The following is a 26014-nucleotide window of genomic DNA, read 5'->3' as shown; positions in this document are numbered from 1 at the left end:
GTCAGTCATAGTCTTCGCACTCCGGTCGATCAGCGACGACGCGACTTGCGGTCGTCCTTCTCGTGGCCACGGAAGGTGCGGGTCGGCGCAAACTCGCCGAGCTTGTGGCCGACCATCGACTCGGTGACGAACACCGGGACGTGCTTGCGGCCGTCGTGCACCGCGATCGTGTGGCCGAGCATGGCCGGGACGATCATGGAGCGGCGGGACCAGGTCTTGATGACGTTCTTGGTGCCTGCATCGTTCTGTACGTCCACCTTCTTGGCGAGGTGGTCGTCGACGAAGGGCCCCTTCTTGAGACTGCGCGGCATCTAAACCCGCTCCTAGCGCTTCTTGTTCGTCTTGCGGCGGCGGACGATGTACTTGTTGCTGGCCTTCTTCGGCGAGCGCGTACGACCCTCCTTCTTGCCCCAGGGCGAGACCGGGTGGCGACCACCGGAAGTCTTGCCCTCACCACCACCGTGCGGGTGGTCAACCGGGTTCATCACGACACCACGCACGGTCGGGCGGACGCCCTTCCAGCGCATGCGGCCGGCCTTGCCCCAGTTGATGTTCGACTGCTCGGCGTTGCCGACCTCGCCGACAGTGGCGCGGCAGCGGACGTCGACCAGGCGGATCTCGCCGGACGGCATACGCAGGTGGGCCATGGAGCCCTCCCGCGCCAGCAGCTGCACGGAGGCACCCGCGGAACGGGCGAACTTCGCGCCACCGCCGGGCCGCAGCTCGATCGCGTGGATGGTCGTACCGACCGGGATGTTGCGCAGCGGCAGGTTGTTGCCCGGCTTGATGTCGGCGCCAGCGCCGTTCTCAATCCGGTCACCCTGCTGCAGGCCGCGCGGGGCGATGATGTAGCGCTTCTCGCCGTCCGCGTAGTGCAGGAGCGCGATGCGCGCGGTGCGGTTGGGGTCGTACTCGATGTGCGCGACCTTGGCCGGCACGCCGTCCTTGTCGTGACGACGGAAGTCGATCACACGGTAGGCGCGCTTGTGGCCACCGCCCTGGTGGCGAACGGTCACACGACCGGCGTTGTTACGGCCGCCCTTGCTGTGCAGCGGGCGGACCAGCGACTTCTCCGGCGTGGACCGCGTGATCTCGACAAAGTCGGCGACGCTGGAGCCACGACGGCCCGGGGTCGTCGGCTTGTACTTGCGGATACCCATTTCTCAGTCCTCGTCCGATTTCGGACGATCCGGACCGCCGTTAGGCGGTCGGACCGCCGAAGATGTCGATACGGTCGCCCTCGGCGAGGGTCACGATGGCGCGCTTGGTGTTGGCACGCTTCCCGAAACCGGTGCGGGTGCGCTTGCGCTTGCCCTGCCGGTTGATCGTGTTGACCCCGGTGACCTTGACCGAGAAGACCGCCTGGACGGCCTGCTTGATCTGGGTCTTGTTGGCGCGCGGGTCGACGATGAACGTGTACTTGTTCTCGTCCAGCAGCGCGTAGCTCTTCTCGGAAACAACCGGCTTGACGAGGACGTCGCGCGGGTCCGTGAAGGTCTTGCTGGTGACGACGGCCTCAGTCATCAGGCGTCGCTCCCTTCGGTCTCAACGGCCTTGGGGCCAGACACGAAGGACTCGAAGGCGGCCTTGGTGAAGACCACGTCGTCGGAGACGAGCACGTCGTACGTGTTCAGCTGGCCCGGCTCCAGGATGTGGACCTGGGGCAGGTTGCGGGCGGACAGCCACGCGGCCTCGTCGGAGCGCTCGGCGACCAGGAGCAGGTTCTTCCGCTCGCTGATCTTGCCGAACAGGCCCTTGGCGGCCTTGGTGGACACCGCGCCCTCGACCACGCCGGAGACGACGTGGATGCGGCTGTGGCGGGCCCGGTCGGAGAGGGCACCGCGCAGGGCGGCGGCCTTCATCTTCTTGGGCGTCCGCTGCGAGTAGTCACGCGGCTGCGGGCCGTGGACGACGCCACCGCCGGCGAACTGCGGCGCACGGGTCGAACCCTGGCGCGCACGGCCGGTGCCCTTCTGGCGGTACGGCTTCTTGCCACCGCCACGGACCTCGCCGCGGGTCTTGGTCTTGTGCGTGCCCTGACGGGCAGCGGCCAGCTGCGCGACGACGACCTGGTGGATCAGCGGGATGCTGACCTTGGCGTCGAAGATCTCCGTGGGGAGCTCGACGGTCCCGGCCTTGTCGCCTGCCGGCGAAAGGATGTCAATGGTGCTCATCGGTTACCTCAGGCCCCCTTGGCCGCGGTACGGACCAGGACGAGGCCGCCGTTCGGACCAGGAACTGCGCCCTTGATGAGCAGCAGACCCTTCTCCGCGTCAACGGCGTGGACGGTCAGGTTCTGGGTGGTGACCCGCTCATTGCCCATACGGCCGGCCATCCGCATGCCCTTGAACACGCGGCCCGGGGTGGCGCAGCCACCGATGGAGCCCGGCTTGCGGTGCACGCGGTGGGCACCGTGCGAAGCCTTGCCACCGCCGAAGCCGTGACGCTTCATGACACCGGCGAAGCCCTTGCCCTTGCTCTTGCCGGTCACGTCCACCTTGACGCCGGACTCGAAGGTCTCAGCGGTCAGCTCCTGGCCGAGGGTGTACTCGCCGGCATCGGGAGTACGGACCTCGACGAGGTGGCGACGGGGGGTGACGTCGGCCTTCGCGAAGTGGCCCTTGAGGGGCTTGTTCACCTTGCGCGGGTCGATCTCGCCGAAGGCGATCTGGACGGAGTCGTAGCCGTCCTGGTCATTGGTGCGCACCTGGGTAACGACGCAGGGGCCGGCCTTCACCACGGTCACCGGGACGACACGGTTGTTCTCGTCCCAGACCTGGGTCATGCCGAGCTTCTCGCCCAGGAGCCCCTTGATCTGCTTAGCCATCTCTTCCGCGCCTCTCAGAGCTTGATCTCGATGTCAACGCCGGCCGGAAGGTCCAGGCGCATCAGCGAGTCAACGGTCTTGGGCGTCGGGTCGAGGATGTCGATCAGGCGCTTGTGCGTGCGCATCTCGAAGTGCTCGCGCGAGTCCTTGTACTTGTGCGGCGACTTGATGACGCAGTACACGTTCTTCTCAGTGGGCAGCGGCACCGGGCCCGCGACCGACGCACCAGTGCGAGTCACCGTCTCGACGATCTTCTTCGCCGAGGAGTCGATGACCTCGTGGTCGTAGGCCTTGAGCCGGATGCGGATCTTCTGTCCCGCCATGGCTACTTCGTAGTCCTGTCTCTCGTAACGCTCTGGGACCCGGGAGGTGACCGTTCTTCTCCGACCCACGCGGTCGGGCGTGTCGCGCCCCTTCTCGTAAATCTCCACATGGAAGATCCCTCGAGAGGAGAACATGGGGGAAGAACACCCACCGGGCGCCTGGAAGAGGCACCCCGCTGACACTTCCCGGAAGATTCCCGTACTTCCGCCCCTGAGAAGGGGCGACGAATACCTGGGACTCGCTTCCAGTCCTCCCGGCGGGAGGCGCGCAGCATCGGCACTCAACCGAGCAACCTGGACAGTGTGCCATACGCGGGTTGCGTAAGGCCAATCGAGCCCCGACTGTCAAGAAGCCCCGCCCACCTGATGGTGAGCGGGGCCTCTTGGATGCTCCGGAGAGCTACCGGATCAACCGGACCGTCTTACTTGACGATCTTGGTGACCTGGCCGGCGCCGACGGTCCGACCACCCTCACGGATGGCGAACTTCAGGCCCTCCTCCATGGCGACAGGCTGGATGAGGTCCACCTTCATCTCGGTGTTGTCACCCGGCATGACCATCTCGGTGCCCTCGGGGAGGGTCACAACACCGGTCACGTCAGTCGTACGGAAGTAGAACTGCGGACGGTAGTTGTTGAAGAACGGCGTGTGGCGGCCACCCTCGTCCTTGGAGAGGATGTAGGCCTGCGCCTCGAACTCGGTGTGCGGCGTGACCGAGCCCGGCTTGATGATGACCTGGCCGCGCTCGACGTCCTCGCGCTTGATGCCGCGGAGCAGCAGACCGACGTTCTCACCGGCCTGGCCCTCGTCGAGCAGCTTGCGGAACATCTCGATACCGGTGACCGTGGTGGAGGTCTTCTCGGTCTTGATGCCGATGATGTCGACGGTCTCGTTGACCTTGAGGACACCACGCTCGATACGACCGGTGACGACGGTGCCACGACCGGTGATCGTGAAGACGTCCTCGATCGGCATCAGGAACGGCTTGTCGACGTCGCGCTCGGGCTGCGGGATCGACTCGTCGACGGCCTTCATCAGCTCGAGGACGGTGTTGCCCCACTCCTTGTCGCCCTCGAGGGCCTTCAGAGCGGAGACCTTGACGACCGGAACGTCGTCACCCGGGAACTCGTACTCGGAGAGGAGCTCACGGACCTCGAGCTCGACGAGCTCCAGGATCTCCTCGTCGTCCACCATGTCAGCCTTGTTCAGGGCGACGACGATGTACGGAACGCCGACCTGGCGGGCCAGGAGCACGTGCTCCTTGGTCTGCGGCATCGGGCCGTCGGTGGCGGCGACCACGAGGATGGCGCCGTCCATCTGCGCGGCACCCGTGATCATGTTCTTGATGTAGTCCGCGTGACCGGGGCAGTCGACGTGGGCGTAGTGACGCGTCTCGGTCTGGTACTCGACGTGCGCGATCGAGATGGTGATACCGCGCTGGCGCTCCTCAGGAGCCTTGTCGATCTGGTCGAAGGCCGAGGCCTCGTTCAGGTCCGGGTACGCGTCGTGCAGCACCTTGGTAATGGCGGCCGTGAGGGTCGTCTTACCGTGGTCAATGTGACCGATGGTGCCGATGTTGACGTGCGGCTTAGTCCGCTCGAACTTCGCCTTCGCCACTGGGGTCCTCCTGTGGAGTGGTTCTGTACGCCTTACTCATCGGCGCCAGGTGATCTTTGCTGGATAGCCCGGGCCCGAGGGGCGTTCCTCCGCTGTTGCGGCGGAACGGCCCCTACGGGTTCCGGAGTCAAGCCTAGAGCGTGAACTCGACGGGTGAGTTACTCGCCCTTGGCCTTCGCGATGATCTCCTCGGCGACGTTCCGGGGAACCTCGGCGTAGGAGTCGAACTGCATCGAGTAGCTGGCGCGACCCGACGTCTTGCTGCGGAGGTCTCCGACGTAGCCGAACATCTCCGAGAGCGGAACCAGGCCCGTGACGAGCTTGGCGCCGGCGCGGTCCTCCATGGCCTCGATCTGACCACGGCGGGAGTTGATGTCGCCGATCACGTCGCCCATGTAGTCCTCGGGCGTGGTGACCTCGACCTTCATCATCGGCTCGAGCAGGGCCGGGCTGGCCTTGCGGGCGGCCTCCTTGAAGGCCATCGAACCGGCGATCTTGAACGCCATTTCCGACGAGTCGACCTCGTGGAACGCGCCGTCGAGGAGCGTGACCTTGACACCGGTCAGCGGGTAGCCGGCGAGAACACCGAACTCCATGGCCTCCTGGCAGCCCGCGTCCACGGACGGGATGTACTCCCGCGGGATGCGGCCACCGGTGACCTTGTTCTCGAACTCGTACCCGTCGCCCTCAAGCGGCTCGATGGCGATCTGCACCTTAGCGAACTGGCCGGAACCACCAGTCTGCTTCTTGTGCGTGTAGTCGAGACGCTCGACCGGCTTGCGCAGGGTCTCGCGGTAGGCGACCTGCGGCTTGCCGACGTTGGCCTCGACCCGGAACTCACGCTTCATACGGTCGACCAGCACGTCGAGGTGCAGCTCGCCCATACCCGCGATGATGGTCTGGCCGGTCTCGTCGTCGGTGTGCACCTGGAACGAGGGGTCCTCTTCGGCCAGGCGCTGGATGGCGACACCCAGCTTCTCCTGGTCGCCCTTGGACTTGGGCTCGATGGCGACCTGGATGACCGGGGCCGGGAACTCCATCGACTCCAGGATCACCGGGGAGCCCGCGTCGCAGAGGGTCTCGCCGGTGGTGGTCTGCTTCAGACCCATGACGGCGACGATGTCGCCGGCACCCACCGCGTCGATCTCCTCACGCTTGTTCGCGTGCATCCGGTAGATCTTGCCGATGCGCTCCTTCTTGCCCTTCACCGAGTTCTGCACCTGCGTGCCGGCCTCAAGGCGGCCCGAGTACACCCGGATGAAGGTGAGCTTGCCCAGGTGGGGGTCGCTCGCAATCTTGAACGCAAGGGCGGCCAGCGGCTCGTCCTCGGACGGCTTGCGCTTGACGATCTCCTCCGGGTCGTTGACCGCGTGGCCCTCGATGGCCTCGACGTCCAGCGGGGAGGGGAGGTAGCGCACGACCGCGTCGAGCAGGGGCTGCACGCCCTTGTTCTTGAACGCGGTACCGCAGAACACCGGGGTGACGGTGACGACGTCAGCCTTGCCGGAGGCGATGGTGATACGACGGATCGCGGCGTAGAGCTGCTCCACGGTGGGCTCCTGGCCCTCCAGGTACAGCTCCATGACCTCTTCGTCGTTCTCGGCCACGGTCTCGAGGAGCTTGCCGCGCCATTCGTCGGCAGCCTCGATGTGCGTGTCCGGGATGTCGACGGTGTCGTACATCTCGCCCTTGGCGGCCTCGGCCGACCAGACCAGGGCCTTCATCGTCACGAGGTCGACGACGCCCTTGAAGTCCATCTCGGTGCCGATCGGCAGCTGCATCACGATCGGGGTCGCACCCAGGCGATCCGAGATCATGTCGACGCAGCGGTGGAACTCGGCACCCGTACGGTCGAGCTTGTTGACGAAGCAGATACGCGGAACGCCGTAGCGGTCCGCCTGACGCCAAACGGTCTCGGACTGGGGCTCGACACCGGCAACGCCGTCGAACACCGTCACCGCACCGTCGAGCACGCGCAGCGAGCGCTCCACCTCGACGGTGAAGTCGACGTGGCCCGGGGTGTCGATGATGTTGATGGTGTTGTCGACGTTGTCCAGCGGCCAGTGGCAGGTCGTCGCGGCAGACGTGATCGTGATGCCGCGCTCCTGCTCCTGCTCCATCCAGTCCATCGTGGCAGCGCCGTCGTGGACCTCACCGATCTTGTACGAAACACCGGTGTAGAACAGGATCCGCTCGGTGGTGGTCGTCTTGCCCGCGTCGATGTGGGCCATGATCCCGATGTTGCGGACCTTGGCCAGGTCAAGCGAAGTGGTAGCCATAGTGGCTCAATCTTCTCTCGGTCTCGATGGGGGTTGCGACTACCAGCGGTAGTGCGCGAAGGCCTTGTTGGACTCGGCCATCTTGTGCGTGTCCTCACGCTTCTTGACCGAAGCGCCGAGGCCGTTGGAGGCGTCCAGCAGTTCGTTCATGAGGCGCTCGGTCATGGTCTTCTCGCGGCGGGCGCGGGAGTAGCCCACGAGCCAGCGGAGCGAGAGGGTGGCGGCGCGGCCGGGCTTGACCTCGACCGGGACCTGGTAGGTCGCGCCACCGACACGGCGGGACTTGACCTCAAGGGTCGGCTTGATGTTCTCCAGCGCGCGCTTCAGCGTGATGACCGGGTCGGTGCCGGTCTTCTCACGCAGACCCTCCATGGCGCCGTAGACGATGCGCTCGGCGGTGGAGCGCTTGCCGTTCAGCAGCACCTTGTTGATGAGGGAGGTCACCAGAGGAGAGCCGTAGACCGGGTCGATGATGACCGGGCGCTTCGGGGCGGGGCCCTTACGAGGCATTCTTACTTCTCCTTCTTGGCGCCGTAGCGGCTGCGAGCCTGCTTGCGGTTCTTGACGCCCTGCGTGTCGAGGGAGCCGCGGATGATCTTGTACCGAACACCCGGCAGGTCCTTCACACGGCCGCCACGCACGAGCACGATCGAGTGCTCCTGCAGGTTGTGGCCCTCACCCGGAATGTAAGCGGTGACCTCGATCCCACTGGTCAGACGCACACGCGCGACCTTACGCAGGGCCGAGTTCGGCTTCTTCGGGGTGGTCGTGAACACACGCGTGCAGACGCCACGGCGCTGGGGCGAACCCTCAAGTGCGGGCGTCTTGTTCTTCTCGACCTTGTCCTGCCGGCCCTTACGGACCAGCTGCTGGATCGTAGGCACTACTTCTCCGGTTTCTGTGTGCCAGTCTCGGTAAAGCTAACCTGGAACATTCCCCGACCCACGCGGTCGGGTGTGTCGAATACTGCAGACCTGCCTCGCTGGAACGAGGGCGGCGGCAGATTGCGGTGTCAAAACCCGGCTTCCGTGCTGCCGGGACTCTCCGGCCGGAACTGGCGGGAGAAGGCGCGCACGGCAGCCCAGGGACACCCCAGGCACAAGGTCAGAGCGTACCTAGCGCATTGGCTGCGGTCAAAACAAATGCACACGCGAAGGACACGCCGGACTCCCCCTGCGCTGCCGCCACGGTAGTGCGATCGACTGCGCTACGGAAGAAGGCGCACGGCCCTCAGCCGCGGGACACCGCGAGCAACGCCATCACCAGGAAGAACAGTGCCCAGGCACCGATCCCGAGCCAGCCGAGCACCAGGCCGGCGACCGCCTGACCGTCGCCCCGCTGGCCCGTGCGCCGGATCTCGGCCCGCGCCTTGTGCCCCAGGATCACCGCGGGGATCGACGTCAGCCCCCAGGTGAACGGCGCTATCAGCCCGCACACCAGCGCGCCCGTCGCCGCACCGTTGGTCGGCTGCGGCATCGGCATCTGCATCGGGAGGAACGTGGCGGGCACCGCGGGCATCATCGGTCGCGGCGCGAACTGCGCCTGCGGCACCGGCCCCTGCGGCAGGTCAGCGACCAGCATCTGGAGCTCGGTGTGGGTCTGCGCCTGATAGGCCCGCGACATCCGCTGCTCGTACTCGGACTGCGCCAGCCGCCCCTCGGCGAACCCCGCCTTCAGCACGTCGACCGCCCGCTCGCGATCCGCGTGCGAGGCCCGCATGGCAGGCGCCTGATACGGGTTCTGCGCAGGCTGCCCACCCTGCCACGGCTGGAATGCCATGCCGCGAACCTCCCCCCGCTCAACAGTTGTCCCCATCCTCTCATCACAGACGCAGCAATGGGAGGACGAGTTCCCACGGCACCTCGAACGCCGCAGGGCGGCCACCCCGTGGGGTGACCGCCCTGCTGACGCGCCTATGGCCTTACTGGTTGTACGGACCGTAGTCGTAGTCCTCCAGCGGGACCGCCTGGCCGGAGCCGGTGCCGAAGGGCGAGTAGTCGATGTCGTCGTAACCGACGGCCGAGTACATCGCGGCCTTGGCCTCCTCGGTGGGCTCGACCCGGATGTTGCGGTAACGGGACAGGCCCGTACCGGCCGGGATGAGCTTACCGATGATGACGTTCTCCTTGAGGCCGATGAGGCTGTCGGACTTGGCGTTGATCGCCGCGTCCGTCAGCACTCGGGTCGTCTCCTGGAAGGAGGCGGCCGACAGCCAGGATTCCGTCGCCAGCGAAGCCTTGGTGATACCCATCAGCTGCGGACGGCCGGAGGCCGGGTGGCCGCCTTCCGCCACCACGCGACGGTTCTCGCCCTCGAACTTCGAACGCTCCACGAGCTCGCCCGGCAGCAGCTCCGCGTCGCCGGACTCGATGATCGTCACGCGGCGCAGCATCTGCCGGATGATGATCTCGATGTGCTTGTCGTGGATCGCCACGCCCTGCGAGTTGTAGACCTTCTGGACTTCGCCGACCAGGTGGACCTGGACCGCACGCTGACCGAGGATCCGCAGCACGTCGTGCGGGTTGATGGCACCGACGGTCAGCGGCTGGCCGACCACCACGTGGTCGCCCTCGCCGACCAGCAGACGCGCACGCTTGGAGACGCCGTACGGCATCTCGTCGCTGCCGTCGTCCGGGGTGACGATGACCTTCTTGGTCTTCTCGGTCTCCTCGATGCGGACGCGGCCGGCCGCCTCCGAGATCGGGGCGACACCCTTGGGCGTACGGGCCTCGAAGAGCTCGACGACACGCGGCAGACCCAGGGTGATGTCGTCACCGGCCACACCACCGGTGTGGAAGGTACGCATGGTCAGCTGGGTGCCGGGCTCACCGATGGACTGGGCGGCGATGATGCCGACCGCCTCACCGATGTCGACCAGCTTGCCGGTGGCCAGCGAGCGGCCGTAGCAGAAGGCACAGGTGCCGACCGCGGACTCGCAGGTCAGGACCGAGCGGGTCTTGACCTCTTCGACGCCGTGCATGATCAGCTGGTCGATCAGCACGTCACCGAGGTCGACGTTGGCCGGGGCGACGACCTTGCCGTCCACCACGACGTCCTCGGCCAGCATCCGCGCGTACACGGAGGACTCGACGTCGTCCGCCTTGCGCAGGATGCCGTCGGCGCCCTTCGAACCGATCCGCAGCTTCAGGCCGCGCTCGGTGCCGCAGTCCTCCTCGCGAATGATGACGTCCTGGGAGACGTCGACCAGACGACGGGTGAGGTAACCGGAGTCGGCGGTACGCAGGGCGGTGTCCGCCAGACCCTTACGGGCACCGTGGGTGGAGATGAAGTACTCCAGCACGGACAGACCCTCGCGGAACGACGCCTTGATCGGACGCGGGATCGTCTCGTTCTTGGCGTTCGACACCAGACCACGCATACCCGCGATCTGACGCATCTGCATCATGTTTCCGCGCGCACCCGAGTCCACCATCATGAAGATGGGGTTGGTCTTCGGGAAGTTCTCATTCATCGCCTCGGCAACCTCGTTGGTCGCCTTGGTCCAGATGTTGATGAGTTCCTGCGTGCGCTCGTCCTTGGTGATCAGACCGCGCTCGTACTGCTTCTGGACCTTCTCGTCCTGCGCCTCGTAACCGGAGACGATCGCCTTCTTGGCCTCCGGCACGACGATGTCGGAGACGGCGACGGTGACGCCGGAACGGGTGGCCCAGTAGAAGCCGGACGCCTTCAGGTTGTCGAGCGTCGCCGCCACGATGACCTTCGGGTAGCGCTCGGCCAGGTCGTTGACGATCGCGGAGAGCTGCTTCTTGCCCACCGAGTAGTCGACGAACGGGTAGTCCTCGGGCAGCAGCTCGTTGAAGAGCGCGCGACCCAGGGTCGTCCGCAGCCGGAAGCTGTCGCCCTGCTGCCACTCCGGCTCGCCCTCGACCGGGGCCGGCGGGGTCCAGCCGCGGGGCGGCACGGTGCCGATCGGGAAGCGGATGTCGACCTTCGCCTGGAGCGAGAGCTCCTTGGCGTCGAAGGCCATGATCGCCTCGGGGACCGAGGAGAACGAGCGGCCCTCGCCGATGACCTTGCGCTCCTCTTCATCCGTGGTGAGGAAGAAGAGGCCCAGCACCATGTCCTGGGTCGGCATGGTGACCGGACGGCCGTCGGCCGGCTTGAGGATGTTGTTCGAGGACAGCATCAGGATGCGGGCCTCGGCCTGCGCCTCCGCGGAGAGCGGCAGGTGGACGGCCATCTGGTCACCGTCGAAGTCCGCGTTGAACGCGGTGCAGACGAGCGGGTGGATCTGGATGGCCTTGCCCTCGACCAGCTGCGGCTCGAAGGCCTGGATGCCGAGGCGGTGCAGGGTGGGCGCACGGTTCAGCAGCACCGGGTGCTCGGCGATGACCTCTTCGAGGACGTCGTACACCACGGTGCGGCCGCGCTCGACCATGCGCTTGGCCGACTTGATGTTCTGCGCGTGGTTGAGGTCCACCAGGCGCTTCATCACGAACGGCTTGAAGAGCTCCAGCGCCATGGCCTTGGGCAGACCACACTGGTGCAGCTTCAGCTGCGGGCCGACGACGATGACGGAACGCGCGGAGTAGTCCACACGCTTGCCGAGCAGGTTCTGACGGAAGCGACCCTGCTTGCCCTTGAGCATGTCGGACAGCGACTTCAGCGGACGGTTGCCGGGGCCCGTGACCGGGCGACCACGACGGCCGTTGTCGAAGAGCGCGTCGACGGCCTCCTGGAGCATGCGCTTCTCGTTGTTCACGATGATCTCGGGCGCGCCGAGGTCGAGAAGCCGCTTCAGGCGGTTGTTGCGGTTGATGACGCGGCGGTACAGGTCGTTCAGGTCGGAGGTCGCGAAGCGGCCACCGTCCAGCTGCACCATCGGACGCAGGTCCGGCGGGATCACCGGGATGCAGTCCAGCACCATGCCCTTGGGGCTGTTGCGGGTCTGCAGGAAGGCGGAGACGACCTTGAGGCGCTTGAGCGCACGGGTCTTCTTCTGGCCCTTGCCGGTCCGGATGATCTCGCGGAGGCGCTCGGCCTCCTCGTCCAGGTCGAAGGTCTCCAGGCGCTTCTGCAGCGCGGCGGCGCCCATCGAGCCGTCGAAGTACGTGCCGAAGCGGTCACGCAGCTCGCGGTAGAGGAGCTCGTCGCCCTCCAGGTCCTGGACCTTGAGGTTCTTGAAGCGGTTCCAGACCTCGTCGAGGCGGTCGATCTCGCGCTGCGCACGGTCGCGCAGCTGCTTCATCTCACGCTCGGCACCCTCGCGCACCTTGCGGCGGGCGTCGGCCTTGGCGCCCTCGGCCTCGAGCTCGGCCAGGTCGGTCTCGAGCTTCTTGGCGCGGGCCTCCAGGTCGGAGTCGCGGCGCTGCTCGATCTGCTGGCGCTCGACGGAGACGTGGGCCTCCAGCGAGGGCAGGTCGCGGGTGCGGCGCTCCTCGTCCACGAACGTGATCATGTACGCGGCGAAGTAGATGACCTTCTCAAGGTCCTTGGGCGCGAGGTCCAGCAGGTAGCCCAGCCGGCTCGGCACACCCTTGAAGTACCAGATGTGGGTCACAGGAGCGGCCAGCTCGATGTGGCCCATCCGCTCACGACGCACCTTGGCGCGAGTGACCTCGACGCCGCAACGCTCGCAGATGATGCCCTTGAAGCGGACGCGCTTGTACTTACCGCAGTAGCACTCCCAGTCCCGGGTCGGACCGAAGATCTTCTCGCAGAAGAGTCCGTCCTTTTCGGGCTTGAGGGTGCGGTAGTTGATGGTCTCCGGCTTCTTGACCTCGCCGTGGGACCACTGACGGATGTCGTCAGCGGTGGCAAGGCCGATCCGCAGCTCGTCGAAGAAGTTGACGTCGAGCACTATGCGTCAATCCCTCTCAGGGTCGTGTCTCTATGGTCTGTCGGGGTCCGGGGCGGGGCCGGGAGCTCTGTGGGGCTTGGAGCTCCCGGCCAGACCCGTCAGACCTCTTCGACGCTGCTCGGCTCGCGCCGGGACAGGTCGATGCCGAGCTCCTCCGCAGCGCGGAAGACGTCCTCGTCGGTGTCGCGCATCTCGATGGACATGCCGTCCGAGGACAGCACCTCCACGTTGAGGCACAGGGACTGCATCTCCTTGATGAGCACCTTGAAGGACTCGGGGATGCCGGGCTCGGGGATGTTCTCGCCCTTGACGATGGCCTCGTAGACCTTCACGCGACCGGTGACGTCGTCGGACTTGATCGTCAGCAGCTCCTGGAGGGCGTATGCGGCGCCGTAAGCCTCCAGCGCCCACACCTCCATCTCACCGAAGCGCTGACCACCGAACTGAGCCTTACCACCCAGCGGCTGCTGGGTGATCATCGAGTACGGACCGGTCGAGCGGGCGTGCAGCTTGTCGTCGACCAGGTGGTGCAGCTTGAGGATGTACATGTACCCGACCGAGATCGGGTCCGGGAACGGCTCACCGGAACGGCCGTCGAACATCCGCGCCTTGCCGGACGGGAGGACCATGCGGTCGCCGTCGCGGTTGGGGATGGTGTTCTCCAGCAGACCGGCCAGCTCGTCCTCGCGGGCGCCGTCGAAGACCGGGGTCGCGACGTTGGTACGCGCCTCGACCTGGTCGGCGCCGATGGACTGCAGGCGCTGGGCCCACTCCTCACCGAGGCTGGAGACGTCCCAGCCCTGGCTGGCGAGCCAGCCGAGGTGGATCTCCAGGACCTGTCCCGGGTTCATTCGGGACGGGACACCCAGCGGGTTGAGGATGATGTCGACCGGGGTGCCGTCCTCCATGAACGGCATGTCCTCGACCGGCAGGATCTTCGAGATGACGCCCTTGTTGCCGTGACGGCCGGCGAGCTTGTCACCGTCGGTGATCTTACGCTTCTGCGCGACGTAGACGCGGACCAGCTGGTTCACGCCCGGCGGCAGCTCGTCGCCCTCTTCGCGGTCGAAGACGCGGACGCCGATGACCTTGCCGATCTCGCCGTGCGGGACCTTCAGCGAGGTGTCGCGGACCTCGCGCGCCTTCTCACCGAAGATCGCGCGGAGCAGGCGCTCCTCGGGGGTCAGCTCGGTCTCGCCCTTGGGCGTGACCTTGCCGACGAGGATGTCGCCGGCGACGACCTCGGCACCGATGCGGATGATGCCGCGCTCGTCGAGGTCGGAGAGGACCTCCTCGGAGACGTTCGGGATGTCCCGGGTGATCTCCTCGGGGCCGAGCTTGGTGTCACGGGCGTCGACCTCGTGCTCCTCGATGTGGATCGAGGAGAGGACGTCGTCCTGCACGAGGCGCTGCGACAGGATGATCGCGTCCTCGTAGTTGTGACCCTCCCACGGCATGAACGCCACGAGCAGGTTCTTGCCGAGCGCCATCTCGCCCTCGTCCGTGGACGGACCGTCGGCGAGGACCTGGCCCTCGATGACCCGCGCGCCCTCGTCCACGACGACCTTCTGGTTGAAGGAGGTGCCCTGGTTGGAACGGGTGAACTTGGCGACGCGGTACGTGGTGTACGTGCCGTCGTCGTTGGCGACGGTGATGTAGTCCGCGGAGACCTCCTGGACCACGCCGTTCTTCTCGGCCTTGATGACGTCGCCGGCGTCGACCGCGCAGCGGTACTCCATGCCGGTGCCGACCAGCGGCGACTCCGCCTTGATCAGCGGAACGGCCTGGCGCATCATGTTCGATCCCATGAGCGCGCGGTTGGCGTCGTCGTGCTCGAGGAAGGGGATCATGGCGGTCGCGGCCGACACCATCTGGCGCGGCGAGACGTCCATGTAGTGCACCTCGTCGGCGGGGACGAGGTCGACCTCGCCGCCACGGCGACGGACCAGCACACGCTGCTCGGCGAAGCGCAGGTCGTCGGAGAGCTTGGCGTTGGCCTGGGCGATGAGGAAGCGGTCCTCCTCATCTGCGGTGAGGTAGTCCACCTCCTCCGTGACCTGGCCGTCGACGACCTTGCGGTACGGCGTCTCGATGAAGCCGAAGACGTTGACGCGGCCGTAGGACGCGAGCGAGCCGATCAGACCGATGTTCGGGCCTTCGGGGGTCTCGATCGGGCACATGCGTCCGTAGTGCGACGGGTGCACGTCACGAACGTCCAGACCGGCCCGCTCACGGGAGAGACCACCCGGGCCCAGCGCCGACAGACGGCGCTTGTGGGTCAGACCCGACAGCGGGTTGGTCTGGTCCATGAACTGGGACAGCTGGCTGGTGCCGAAGAACTCCTTGATGGAGGCGACGACCGGCCGGATGTTGATCAGGGTCTGCGGCGTGATCGCCTCGACGTCCTGGGTGGTCATGCGCTCGCGCACGACGCGCTCCATACGGGCGAGACCCGTACGGACCTGGTTCTGGATCAGCTCGCCGACGTTGCGCAGACGACGGTTGCCGAAGTGGTCGATGTCGTCGGTCTCGACAACGATGCTGTTGCCGTTCTCGCCGATCGTCTCGGTCTCGCCGGCGTGCAGCTTGACCAGGTACTTGATCGTGGCGATGACGTCATCGGTGGTCAGCACACCGGCGTCCAGCGGCTCGTCGCCGCCGAGCTTCTTGTTGACCTTGTAGCGGCCGACCTTGGCGAGGTCGTAGCGCTTGGGGTTGAAGTAGAGGTTCTCCAGCAGCGTCTGCGCGGCCTCGCGGGTCGGCGGCTCGCCCGGGCGCAGCTTGCGGTAGATGTCGAGCAGCGCGTCGTCCTGGCCCTGGGTGTGGTCCTTCTCCAGGGTGGCGCGCATCGACTCGTACTCGCCGAACTCCTCGAGGATCTGCTCGGTGGTCCAACCGAGCGCCTTGAGCAGGACGGTCACGGACTGCTTGCGCTTGCGGTCGATACGCACACCGACCATGTCGCGCTTGTCGATCTCCATCTCCAGCCAGGCACCCCGGGACGGGATGATCTTGGCGGAGAAGATGTCCTTGTCGGACGTCTTGTCGATCGAGCTGTCGAAGTACACACCCGGCGAGCGGACCAGCTGCGACACCACGACACGCTCGGTGCCGTTGATGACGAAGGTGCCCTTGTTGGTCATGAGCGGGAAGTCGCCCATGAAGACCGTCTGGGACTTGATCTCGCCGGTCTCGTTGTTGGTGAACTCCGCGGTGACGAACAGCGGAGCCGCGTACGTGAAGTCGCGCTCCTTGCACTCGTCGATGGAGTTCTTCGGAGGCTCGAAGCGGTGGTCGCGGAACGTCAGCGACATCGACCCGGAGAAGTCCTCGATCGGGGAGATCTCTTCGAAGATCTCTTCCAGACCGGACTTGGTGGGAACTTCCTGCCCACTCTCCAGCGCAGCCTCGACGCGACCCTTCCATGCGGCATTGCCGAGCAGCCAGTCGAAGCTTTCGGTCTGCAGCGCAAGGAGGTTAGGAACCCCGAGGGGCTCCTTGATCTTCGCAAAAGAGATGCGCAGCGGGGCGGTGCTGTCGCCGTTGTTCGTATTGGCAGTCGAGGCGTTGCGCGAGGCGGCCAAGAGGGGGTCCTTCCGAGGGCTCGGACTCACTACGCGCGTACCGGTCCCGAATCGAGCAGAGCGGTCGAGAAGCCCAGGTCAGGGCGGTCCATTTAGCTTTGCTCGGGCTCGGGTATGCCCCTGGTGACGGGCAGGGAGCAGCTAACAGGCAGCGCAAAGGGTCAGTGTAGCCACATGGCCCACTGATGTCCAGAGCGAGTTTCCGAAGACCGGTATCGCACCGCGTCCCGATCTTCTCCCTCCGGGAGGTCATCCCCTCCGCAACGGAGGAGCCCCTCGTTGTTCTTCTCTCCGCCCAATGCCCTGCGCCTGCCGAAAGCCCTGCGCCAGTGGCGCACACCGATGCTTCCCTCTTCGTCGGCGATCCATGCCTCGAACCCTGGACCGCTTCTGCGTCGCGTCCCGAGAATTGCGCGCCGCGTCCGGTTCGTCAAGGCCCCCCGCCTCTGGGAGATCGTCACATGGAGGTGCGTCCGGACAACGAAGATCACCATACTCGCACTCGGACGCGGGGCAACGCAGCCGGGGCGGGTATGCGGAAGGGCGACCACCCGTATGGGTGATCGCCCTTCGCGGTGTCCGCGTTACGCCCTCAGGCGCGGCGGACGGGAGTCAGAGACTCACCAAGGTCACTTGACCTCGACGGAGGCGCCGGCGCCCTTGAGGGCCTCGGCGGCCTTCTCCGCGGCGTCCTTGGCGACCTTCTCGAGGACCGGCTTCGGGGTGCCGTCGACGAGGTCCTTGGCCTCCTTCAGGCCCAGGGAGGTCAGCTCACGCACGACCTTGATGACCTGGATCTTCTTGTCGCCCGCGCCGGTGAGGATGACGTCGAACTCGTCCTTCTCCTCCTCGGCCTCGGCCTCGGCACCACCGGCGGCACCGGCGACGACGACCGGGGCAGCGGCGGCAGCGGTGACGTCGAACTTCTCCTCGAAGGCCTTCACGAACTCGGAGAGCTCGATGAGGGTCATGCCTTCGAACTGCTCGAGCAGCTCGTCCTGGGTGAGCTTCGCCATGGTGGCGGTCCTTCCACTAAATCGGCTGGTGCCGGATGTACATTTCGGCGGGCGTGCGGCCCGCTGTAACCCGCGCCGGGACGGCGCGGATCATGACGCGAGCCGAATTACTCGGCACCGCCCTGCTCGGCCTGCTTGGCGCGCAGCGCGTCCACGGTGCGGACGAGCTTCGACGGCAGCGCCTGGAAGACGGAGGCAGCCTGGGACTGCTTCGCCTTGAAGGCACCGGCCAGCTTGCTGAGCAGAACCTCGCGGGACTCAAGGTCCGCAAGCTTCTTGATCTCGTCGGCGGAGAGCGCCTTGCCGTCAAGGACGCCGCCCTTGATGACGAGGTTCTGGTTCTCCTTGGCGAAGTCACGAAGACCCTTCGCCGCCTCGACCGGGTCACCGGTAACGAAGGCGACGGCCGTCGAGCCACTGAGGTGCTCGTCCAGCGCAGAGATCCCGGCCTCCTTGGCCGCGATCTTGGTCAGCGTGTTCTTCACCACACGGTACTGAGCGTTGTCACCGAGCGAACGGCGCAGATTCCGGATCTGCGCGACGGTAAGACCGGTGTACGCCGTCACAACAGCGGCGTTCGAGTTGCGGAACTTGTCGGCAATCTCGTCGACGGCTGTGACCTTGTCGGGCCTCGCCATGAGCCTCGGCCTCCTTCCGGGTGATGAGGACCGCGCAGAAGGGGCTGGGCAAAACAAACGCCCCGGCGCAGGGCACGGGGCGTTACTCGACCGAACAGAAAATGCTCGGGAGTCTCTCCACACAACCTGCGCAGGCCGTCCGCAGCTAGCGGATCCTTCGGCCACCACACGCCCGGAATCGGACGCGCAGAGACAACCAGCGGTCTTTGGCTTCCGGGACACCGTACGGGAAGGGCCCATGCGCAGGCAAATCGGCCCGTGCGGGGCCGCGGCGGGCGACCGGGACACCCCGCCGCGGCCGGGCGCCTCAGGTGCCGGGAGCGGCCATGGTCTCGCTGGCCGGCGGCGGGGTCACGGTGACCTTGGTGCCGTAGTTCGAGTAGAAGACGGTGGAGTCCTGGGGCTGCTTGCCGTCCATCTGCTCACGCTTCTTCACGAGCGTGTTGTCCGGGCCGATCCACAGGTCGATGGTCTCCGTCGTCGCGCCGGCGTTCTTGAGCGACACCTCCAGCGCCTTCAGGTCGGCCTCGCTGAGGCTCTTGGACTGCATCTTGACCATCTCGGCCGCGGCGACCTTGCCGGTGTAGTGGGTCGCCTGAACGCCGCGGACGTCCTCCTTGCCGGCCTCCTGGACCTTGCCGGAGGCGATGAGCAGGTTCACCGACTTGACCGGGTCGTTGTTCTGCAGGGCGTCCTTCATCAGGGCGCCGGCCGGACCCTGCTTGGCCAGGGCTGCGTAGTCGTACTTGATCCAGCTCTTGCCGCCCATCGGCATGCCCATGTTCACGTACATCGCCTGGGGCGTGTACAGCGCCTTCATGGGCTTGCCGGTCGCCAACGGCCCACCGGTCGTGGTCATGTCGAGGGTCATGTTGGTCCCGTTCGACCAGTCCATCGCGCCCTTGATCGTGCGCGTGGTCGGACCCACCTTCTGCGTGCCGTCGATCTGCGCGGACTTCTTGTCGCCCGTCTGCTGCGACGCCGTCTTCAGCGAGGCCAGCGCGGCGTCCAGCGGGGACTTCGCCCCCGCCGCGTCGTTGCTGCCACCGCTGGCGCTGCCACCGCCGGTGCCGTTGCTCTTGTCGCCACCGCTGTTGCAAGCGGTCAGACCGGCCATCATGACGACTCCCGCCGCGACGGCGGCGGCTATACGCGTACTGCGCACGTGAGGCTCCCCCTTTGATCTCCTCTACGGACCTCGCAGGGGACTGTAGTGCAGGCCGCCGACAGCGCGCCTGGCGACCCTGTTATGAACGCGTCAGGCCCCGCTCTCCGTACGGAAAGCGGGGCCTGACGTCACGCGTCACGCGCTATGAGGCATCGATCGAAACGATCAGACGGCCTCGTCCTCGACGAGGAGGTTGCGGGTGCGGTTGGGGTCCACCGGGACGCCGGGGCCCATGGTGGTGGTGATCGTCGCCTTCTTGATGTAGCGGCCCTTGGCGGCGGACGGCTTCAGACGGGTGATCTCCTCCAGCGCCGCGGCGTAGTTCTCCACCAGCTTGGTGTCGTCGAAGGACACCTTGCCGATGATGAAGTGGAGGTTGGAGTGCTTGTCGACCCGGAACTCGATCTTGCCGCCCTTGATGTCGGTGACGGCCTTGGCGACGTCCGGGGTGACGGTGCCGGTCTTCGGGTTCGGCATCAGACCACGGGGACCGAGCACGCGGCCGAGGCGGCCGACCTTGCCCATGAGGTCCGGGGTGGCGACGACCGCGTCGAAGTCCAGACGGCCCTTGGAGACCTCGTCGATCAGTTCGTCCGAGCCGACGATGTCGGCGCCGGCGGCTTCCGCGGCCGCAGCACGGTCACCGGTCGCGAAGACCAGGACCCGGGCGGTCTTACCGGTGCCGTGCGGGAGGTTCACGGTGCCGCGGACCATCTGGTCGGCCTTGCGCGGGTCGACGCCCAGACGCATGGCGACCTCGACGGTCGAGTCGAACTTGGCCGAGGAGGTGTCCTTGGCGAGACGGACGGCCTCGAGCGGGGCGTACAGACGCTCCCGGTCGATCTTCGCGTCCGCGTTGCGAAGAGTCTTGCTGCGCTTCACTTCTGCTCCTGATGCAGTGGGGTGGAGTCGTGGTACGGACCAGCGCCTGGTCCTGCCACGGGCTGAGCCAACGTGCGGCTTGCGCCGCACGGCCGTGCGGGGCTGAGGATCAGCCCTCGACCGTGATGCCCATGGAACGGGCGGTGCCGGCGATGATCTTCTCGGCGGCGTCCAGGTCGTTGGCGTTCAGGTCGGGCATCTTGGTGGTGGCGATGTCGCGGACCTGGTCGCGGGTGATCTTGGCGACCTTGGTCTTGTGCGGCTCGCCGGAGCCCTTGTCCACGCCCGCGGCCTTCAGGATGAGCTTCGCGGCCGGCGGAGTCTTGGTGACGAAGGTGAAGGAACGGTCCTCGTAGACCGTGATCTCCACCGGCACGACCATGCCACGCTGCGACTCGGTCGCGGCGTTGTAGGCCTTGCAGAACTCCATGATGTTGACGCCGTGCTGACCCAGCGCGGGGCCGACCGGCGGAGCCGGGTTCGCGGCACCGGCCTGGATCTGGAGCTTGATCAGCCCCGTGACCTTCTTCTTCTTGGGAGGCATGCTCTCTCCGGGTCCTAGTGAGAGGTGGTTCGCCCCACAATCCGGATCATCCGGATGGAGGCATACCGCACCACGATAACGGGTACTGTCGTGCGGCCAAAAACCGCGCAGGTCAGACCGGCTCTACGCCGGTCTGACCTGGTCGGTGGCTGGTGGTCCGGAAGAACCTAGTTCTTCTGGATCTGGTCGAAGCTCAGCTCGACCGGGGTCTCGCGACCGAAGATCTCGACCAGGCCCTTGACCTTCTTCGAGTCGGCGTTGATCTCGTTGATCGTGGCCTGCAGCGTCGCGAACGGACCGTCGGTGACGGTGACGGAGTCGCCCACCTCGAAGTCCAGGACCTGGACCTCGACCTTGCGGGACGGCGCCGGCTTGCCCTCGGCCGCGGCGGCCTCCTTGGCGGCCTTCTCCTCGGCCTCCGGGGCGAGCATCTTGACGATCTCGTCGAGGGTCAGCGGGTACGGGTCGTAGGCGTTGCCGACGAAGCCGGTGACACCCGGGGTGTTGCGGACGACGCCCCAGGACTCGTTCGTCAGGTCCATGCGCACCAGAACGTAGCCCGGAAGCTTGTTCTGGCGGACGGTGCGACGGTCGCCGTTCTTGATCTGAACGACCTCTTCCTGCGGCACCTCGGCCTGGAAGATGTAGTCCTCGACGTTCAGCGAGACGGCGCGCTGTTCGAGGTTGGTCTTCACGCGGTTCTCGTAGCCCGCGTAGGTGTGGATGACGTACCACTCGCCGGGGAGCCCGCGCAGCTCGTCACGGAGGGCGGCCACCGGGTCGACCGGCTCCTGCTCCTCCGCGTCCTCGGAAGCCTCGTCGGCCTCCGCTTCGTCGGCGGACTCGACGTGCACGGCGGCCGACTCGGCGGGCTCGCCCGCGTCGGCGTCCTCGGCGTCCAGCTCGTCGACGTCGTCCGCGCCCGCGACGATCTCCGCGGCGGCTTCCTCGTCAGCGACGGCCGCAGCCTCCCCCTCGACCTCGGCCGAGACGGCCTCGTCAACCTCGGCCTCTGCAGCCGCGACGGGCTTGGCGGCGTCGTTCAGGTTCGGGTCAGACACGTGGCTGCTTCTTCCTTGCTTCAAGGGGTTGAACGTGCGAAGGGCCGCCCGCAGAGGCACCCTCCGCGGGATCAGCCGAAGACGTACCCGACGACTCGGTTGATTCCCAAGTCAATCACGGTTACGAGACCAATGATGATGGCTACGAAGACGATCACCACGGTGGTGTACGACGACAGCTGGCTGCGCGTGGGCCAGACGACCTTGCGCAGTTCCGCGATGACCTGGCGGTAGAAGAGCGCGAGACGCGCGAAAGGCCCCTTCTTGCCGCGCTTACCGCCGCGGCGGGGCTTCTTCTGGGATTCCGTGGTGCCGTCTTCGGAACGACCGCGCTCAGGCATGTCGATGGAGCCCAGGGCGTCCGTCACTCGTCCTCACCTGAATCCGGGTCGTGGCCGTGCCGCGTCCGGCCCGGCCGCACGGCGGTGCATTTCGTACGTACGCATGCACGCACTCGGCGATGAAGTGCGTGTAGCAGGGCCGGAGGGACTTGAACCCCCAACCGCTGGTTTTGGAGACCAGTGCTCTACCAATTGAGCTACGACCCTTTGTGGTTCCCCCAACCTACCGCATGCGGACGACTGCATTACGTCGTGCACTGCGGTGACCCGATGGGAGCCAACGGTCAGCGAGTGTACGTGCTTCGGGGCCGGGCGTCGAACAGGAACCTCGCGCACCGCCCCACAAACCCGTGTATCGGGCCCGACGGCGGTCTGCGACGATGCCTCTATGAGCGCTGCCACTCCCTCCGCATCCTCCCCCACCGACCGCCGGGTCTCCGCCCGGGTCGGTTCGATCTCCGAGTCCGCCACCCTCGCCGTCGATGCCAAGGCCAAGGCCCTCAAGGCCGCCGGGCGCCCGGTGATCGGCTTCGGCGCCGGCGAGCCCGACTTCCCCACGCCCGGCTACATCGTCGAGGCGGCGGTCGAGGCGTGCCGCAACCCGAAGTTCCACCGCTACACCCCCGCCGGCGGCCTCCCCGAGCTGAAGTCCGCGATCGTCGCGAAGACCCTGCGCGACTCCGGTTTCGAGATCGAGGCCGCGAACGTCCTGGTGACCAACGGTGGCAAGCAGGCCATCTACGAGGCGTTCGCCGCCATCCTGGACCCGGGCGACGAGGTCATCGTGCCGGCGCCGTACTGGACGACGTACCCCGAGTCGATCCGGCTCGCCGGCGGCGTGCCGGTCGACGTGGTCGCCGACGAGACCACCGGTTACCGCGTGTCCGTCGAGCAGTTGGAGGCGGCCCGCACCGAGCGCACCAAGGTGCTGCTGTTCGTCTCGCCGTCGAACCCGACCGGCGCGGTCTACTCCCGCGAGCAGGTCGAGGCGGTCGGCCGCTGGGCCGCCGAGCACGGCCTGTGGGTGCTGACCGACGAGATCTACGAGCACCTGGTCTACGGCGACGCGGAGTTCTCGTCGCTGCCGGTCGTGGTGCCCGAGCTGCGCGACAAGTGCATCGTCGTCAACGGCGTGGCGAAGACGTACGCGATGACCGGCTGGCGGGTGGGCTGGGCGATCGGCCCCAAGGACGTCATCAAGGCGGCCACCAACCTCCAGTCGCACGCCACCTCCAACGTCTCCAACGTGGCGCAGGCCGCGGCCATCGCCGCCGTCAGCGGCGATCTGACGGCCGTCGAGGAGATGAAGGTCGCCTTCGACCGGCGCCGCCGCAAGATCGTGCAGATGCTCAACGAGATCGACGGCGTGCTGTGCCCGGAGCCGGAGGGCGCGTTCTACGCGTACCCGTCGGTGAAGGGGCTGCTGGGCAAGGAGATCCGCGGCAAGCGCCCGCAGTCCAGCGTCGAGCTGGCCGAGCTGATCCTGGAGGAGGCGGAGGTCGCCGTCGTTCCGGGCGAGGCGTTCGGCACCCCCGGCTACCTGCGGCTTTCGTACGCGCTGGGCGACGAGGACCTGGTCGAGGGCGTCTCCCGGATCCAGAAGCTGCTGGCCGAGGCCAAGTAGCGGGGCGGTGGCCGCCGAGGCGTGCGGGGTCGGACGGGCGTCCGGCCCCGCACGCCTTTCCGGTGGTCCCTTCGTTCGGGGCGGGGCCTATGCCGGGGCGCGCGGGTGCGGCAGTATCTGCGGATGGAGCGTGTTCGTGATCTGCGTCAACTGCCGAAGGCCCATCTGCACCTGCACTTCACCGGCTCGATGCGGCCGGCAACGCTGTTGGACCTCGCCGACAAGTACGGCGTCCACCTGCCGGACGCGCTGACCAGCGGTACGCCGCCCCGGCTGAGCGCCACCGACGAACGCGGCTGGTTCCGCTTCCAGCGGCTCTACGACATCGCCCGGTCGTGTCTGCGCTCGCCCGAGGACATCCAGCGGCTGGTGCGGGAGGCGGCGGAGGAGGACGTCAAGGACGGCTCCCGCTGGCTGGAGATCCAGGTCGACCCGACCTCGTACGCGCCGCGGCTGGGCGGGCTGATCCCGGCGCTGGAGGTCATCCTGGACGCGGTGGAGCTGGCCTCCCGGCACACCGGGCTGGGCATCCGGGTGCTGGTCGCCGCGAACCGCATGAAGCACCCACTGGACGCCCGCACGCTGGCCCGGCTGGCGGTGCGCTACGCCGACCACGGCGTGGTCGGCTTCGGGCTCTCCAACGACGAACGCCGGGGGCTGGCCCGGGACTTCGACCGGGCCTTCGCCATCGCCCGGGACGGCGGCCTGCTGTCGGCGCCGCACGGCGGCGAGCTGTCCGGGCCGGCCAGCGTCCGGGACTGCCTGGACGATCTGCACGCCACCCGGATCGGGCACGGGGTGCGGGCCGCGGAGGACCCGGTGCTGCTGCGCCGGCTGGCGTCCCGGGGGGTGACCTGCGAGGTGTGCCCGGCGTCGAACGTCGCGCTGGGCGTCTACGGCAAGCCGGAGGACGTGCCGCTGCGGACGTTCTACGAGGCGGGCGTCCCGATGGCGCTGGGCGCCGACGACCCGCTGCTGTTCGGCTCGCGGCTGGCCGCCCAGTACGAGATCGCCCGCACCTCGCACGCCTTCGACGACGCCGAGCTGGCCGAGCTGGCCCGGCAGTCCGTGCGGGCCTCCCGGGCGCCCCAGGAGGTGCGGCGGGCGGCGCTGGCGGACATCGACGCCTGGCTGGCCGCCCCGGCGCCGTAGCGGGCCACCGGCGGCCCTCCGCGGCCCCTACAGGCTGACGCCGACCGTCACCGGTTCGTTGACCAGGGTGACCCCGAAGGCGTCGTGGACGCCGTCGCGGACCTCGCGGGCCAGCGCGAGCAGGTCCTCGGTGGTGGCCCGGCCGCGGTTGGTGAGGGCGAGGGTGTGCTTGGTGGAGATCCGGGCCGGGCCGCTGCCGTAGCCCTTGGTGAAGCCGGCGCGGTCGATCAGCCAGGCCGCGGAGGTCTTCACCCGGCCGTCGCCGTCCGGGAAGGCGGGCGGCGCGACGTCGGGGCCGAGACGGTCGTGGACCCGCCGGACGAGGTCGGCGTGCTCGGCCTCGCTGAGGACGGGGTTGGTGAAGAAGGAGCCGGCCGACCAGGTGTCGTGGTCCTCGGCGTCCAGCACCATGCCCTTGCCGGCCCGGAGCGCCAGGACGGTCTTGCGGGCGACGGCGAGCGGCACCCGGTCCCCGGTGCCGACCCCGAGGGCGCGGGCCGTCTGGTCGTACTTCAGGGGCGCGGAGAGTCCGTCCGCGTCCTCCAGGGCGAAGCGGACCCGCAGCACGACGTACCGGTCGGGGTGCTGCTTGAAGCGGCTGTGGCGGTACGAGAAGCCGCACTCCTCGTTGGCGAGGGTGACCGTCTCGCCGGTGCGGCGGTCGTAGGCGACGACCTCGGTGAGGGTCTCGGAGACGTCCTGGCCGTAGGCGCCGACGTTCTGGATCGGGGTGGCGCCGGCCGAGCCGGGGATGCCTGCCAGGCACTCGACGCCGGCCAGTCCGGCCTCGACGGTGCGGGCGACGGCGTCGGACCAGTTCTCGCCCGCGGCGAGTTCCAGGGACGTGCCGTCGACGGCGACACCGCGGGTGGCGATGCGCAGGGCGGTGCCGTCGAAGCCCTTGTCGCCGATGACGAGATTGCTGCCGCCGCCGATGATCAGCAGCGGGCTGCCGGCCTCGTCGGCTTCGCGGACGGCCGCGACCACCTCGTCGTCGGTGGTGGCCGTGACGAGCCGGGTCGCGGGGCCGCCGAGGCGGAAGGTGGTCAGCGGGGCGAGGGGAGCACCGTGCTCTACGTGGAGTTCCTGCACGCGCCCAAGGGTACGGGGGCGGTCCGGCGGCATCGGGCCGGCCGCC

The 26014-nt window shown here is 67.3% G+C and carries 23 protein-coding genes and 1 tRNA gene; 2 read left to right on the top strand and 22 right to left on the bottom strand.

Annotated elements, in window-relative coordinates; genetic code table 11:
- Positions 1-29: 29 nt before the first annotated feature.
- From rpsS to MOV08_RS23570, 21 genes are all read right to left on the bottom strand, one after another.
- Positions 30-311 carry a 30S ribosomal protein S19 gene (gene rpsS, locus MOV08_RS23670; protein WP_016571057.1) on the bottom strand — a complete coding sequence of 94 codons (282 nt, stop codon included), beginning with the start codon at positions 309-311 and terminating at the stop codon, positions 30-32.
- 12 nt (positions 312-323) lie between these two features.
- Positions 324-1160 (bottom strand): 50S ribosomal protein L2, encoded by an 837-nt coding sequence (gene rplB, locus MOV08_RS23665; RefSeq protein WP_016571056.1) that lies wholly within the window; start codon positions 1158-1160, stop codon positions 324-326.
- Positions 1161-1200: 40 nt separating this feature from the next.
- Positions 1201-1524, bottom strand: coding sequence for a 50S ribosomal protein L23 (gene rplW, locus MOV08_RS23660; protein ID WP_039635354.1), 324 nt, complete (start codon positions 1522-1524; stop codon positions 1201-1203).
- Complete coding sequence (gene rplD, locus MOV08_RS23655) at positions 1524-2174, bottom strand: 50S ribosomal protein L4 (protein WP_039635352.1); 651 nt, start codon at positions 2172-2174, stop codon at positions 1524-1526. The genes rplW and rplD overlap by 1 nt, the downstream gene beginning before the upstream one ends.
- 8 nt (positions 2175-2182) lie before the next feature.
- Entirely contained in the window at positions 2183-2827 is a 645-nt protein-coding gene (gene rplC, locus MOV08_RS23650; RefSeq protein ID WP_039635350.1) for a 50S ribosomal protein L3, read from the bottom strand.
- 14 nt (positions 2828-2841) lie between these two features.
- The gene (gene rpsJ / locus MOV08_RS23645) at positions 2842-3150 is read right to left on the bottom strand and encodes a 30S ribosomal protein S10 (protein ID WP_003948644.1); all 309 of its coding nucleotides are present in this window, start codon (positions 3148-3150) and stop codon (positions 2842-2844) included.
- A gap of 422 nt (positions 3151-3572) precedes the next feature.
- Positions 3573-4766, bottom strand: coding sequence for an elongation factor Tu (gene tuf, locus MOV08_RS23640; protein WP_039635340.1), 1194 nt, complete (start codon positions 4764-4766; stop codon positions 3573-3575).
- 158 nt (positions 4767-4924) lie between these two features.
- On the bottom strand, positions 4925-7045 hold the full coding sequence (gene fusA, locus MOV08_RS23635; protein WP_039635338.1) for an elongation factor G: 2121 nt from the start codon (positions 7043-7045) through the stop codon (positions 4925-4927).
- 39 nt (positions 7046-7084) lie between these two features.
- Positions 7085-7555, bottom strand: coding sequence for a 30S ribosomal protein S7 (rpsG, locus tag MOV08_RS23630; protein WP_018538761.1), 471 nt, complete (start codon positions 7553-7555; stop codon positions 7085-7087).
- 2 nt (positions 7556-7557) lie between these two features.
- A complete protein-coding gene (rpsL, locus tag MOV08_RS23625) occupies positions 7558-7929 on the bottom strand; it encodes a 30S ribosomal protein S12 (RefSeq protein ID WP_003948652.1) in 372 nt (123 codons plus the stop codon).
- 346 nt (positions 7930-8275) lie between these two features.
- On the bottom strand, positions 8276-8824 hold the full coding sequence (locus tag MOV08_RS23620; protein ID WP_420834203.1) for a DUF1707 and DUF4190 domain-containing protein: 549 nt from the start codon (positions 8822-8824) through the stop codon (positions 8276-8278).
- Positions 8825-8966: 142 nt separating this feature from the next.
- Complete coding sequence (locus MOV08_RS23615; protein WP_275308753.1) at positions 8967-12866, bottom strand: DNA-directed RNA polymerase subunit beta'; 3900 nt, start codon at positions 12864-12866, stop codon at positions 8967-8969.
- Positions 12867-12964: 98 nt separating this feature from the next.
- Complete coding sequence (gene rpoB / locus MOV08_RS23610) at positions 12965-16450, bottom strand: DNA-directed RNA polymerase subunit beta (protein WP_039635314.1); 3486 nt, start codon at positions 16448-16450, stop codon at positions 12965-12967.
- Positions 16451-17079: 629 nt separating this feature from the next.
- The gene (gene rplL, locus MOV08_RS23605; protein ID WP_039635312.1) at positions 17080-17466 is read right to left on the bottom strand and encodes a 50S ribosomal protein L7/L12; all 387 of its coding nucleotides are present in this window, start codon (positions 17464-17466) and stop codon (positions 17080-17082) included.
- Between the two features lie 107 nt (positions 17467-17573).
- Entirely contained in the window at positions 17574-18104 is a 531-nt protein-coding gene (gene rplJ / locus MOV08_RS23600) for a 50S ribosomal protein L10 (RefSeq protein WP_039635310.1), read from the bottom strand.
- A 307-nt stretch (positions 18105-18411) separates the two neighbouring features.
- Positions 18412-19269: an SCO4651 family lipoprotein gene (locus MOV08_RS23595; protein ID WP_338057187.1), complete on the bottom strand. Its 858-nt coding sequence runs from the start codon at positions 19267-19269 to the stop codon at positions 18412-18414.
- Positions 19270-19437: 168 nt separating this feature from the next.
- Complete coding sequence (gene rplA, locus MOV08_RS23590) at positions 19438-20154, bottom strand: 50S ribosomal protein L1 (protein ID WP_039635306.1); 717 nt, start codon at positions 20152-20154, stop codon at positions 19438-19440.
- Positions 20155-20263: 109 nt separating this feature from the next.
- Positions 20264-20698 (bottom strand): 50S ribosomal protein L11, encoded by a 435-nt coding sequence (gene rplK, locus MOV08_RS23585; RefSeq protein WP_004941595.1) that lies wholly within the window; start codon positions 20696-20698, stop codon positions 20264-20266.
- A 167-nt stretch (positions 20699-20865) separates the two neighbouring features.
- On the bottom strand, positions 20866-21759 hold the full coding sequence (gene nusG / locus MOV08_RS23580) for a transcription termination/antitermination protein NusG (RefSeq protein WP_039635303.1): 894 nt from the start codon (positions 21757-21759) through the stop codon (positions 20866-20868).
- 71 nt (positions 21760-21830) lie between these two features.
- Positions 21831-22127 carry a preprotein translocase subunit SecE gene (gene secE, locus MOV08_RS23575; protein ID WP_039635301.1) on the bottom strand — a complete coding sequence of 99 codons (297 nt, stop codon included), beginning with the start codon at positions 22125-22127 and terminating at the stop codon, positions 21831-21833.
- A gap of 107 nt (positions 22128-22234) precedes the next feature.
- Positions 22235-22307, bottom strand: a tRNA-Trp gene (locus MOV08_RS23570).
- A 181-nt stretch (positions 22308-22488) separates the two neighbouring features.
- Between MOV08_RS23570 and MOV08_RS23565 the strand changes: the two genes are divergently transcribed.
- Both MOV08_RS23565 and MOV08_RS23560 read left to right on the top strand, forming a co-directional pair.
- Positions 22489-23724 (top strand): pyridoxal phosphate-dependent aminotransferase, encoded by a 1236-nt coding sequence (locus MOV08_RS23565; RefSeq protein WP_039635299.1) that lies wholly within the window; start codon positions 22489-22491, stop codon positions 23722-23724.
- 123 nt (positions 23725-23847) lie between these two features.
- Entirely contained in the window at positions 23848-24876 is a 1029-nt protein-coding gene (locus tag MOV08_RS23560; RefSeq protein WP_039641393.1) for an adenosine deaminase, read from the top strand.
- A gap of 27 nt (positions 24877-24903) precedes the next feature.
- Here MOV08_RS23560 and MOV08_RS23555 read toward each other — a convergent pair whose 3' ends face one another.
- Positions 24904-25968: a UDP-N-acetylmuramate dehydrogenase gene (locus MOV08_RS23555; protein ID WP_039635296.1), complete on the bottom strand. Its 1065-nt coding sequence runs from the start codon at positions 25966-25968 to the stop codon at positions 24904-24906.
- Between the last annotated feature and the right edge of the window lie 46 nt (positions 25969-26014).

Source organism: Streptomyces yunnanensis, assembly GCF_029011865.1.
GTDB classification, from domain to species: Bacteria; Actinomycetota; Actinomycetes; order Streptomycetales; family Streptomycetaceae; genus Streptomyces; species Streptomyces yunnanensis.
This window is presented reverse-complemented; position numbering and strand designations above follow the sequence as displayed.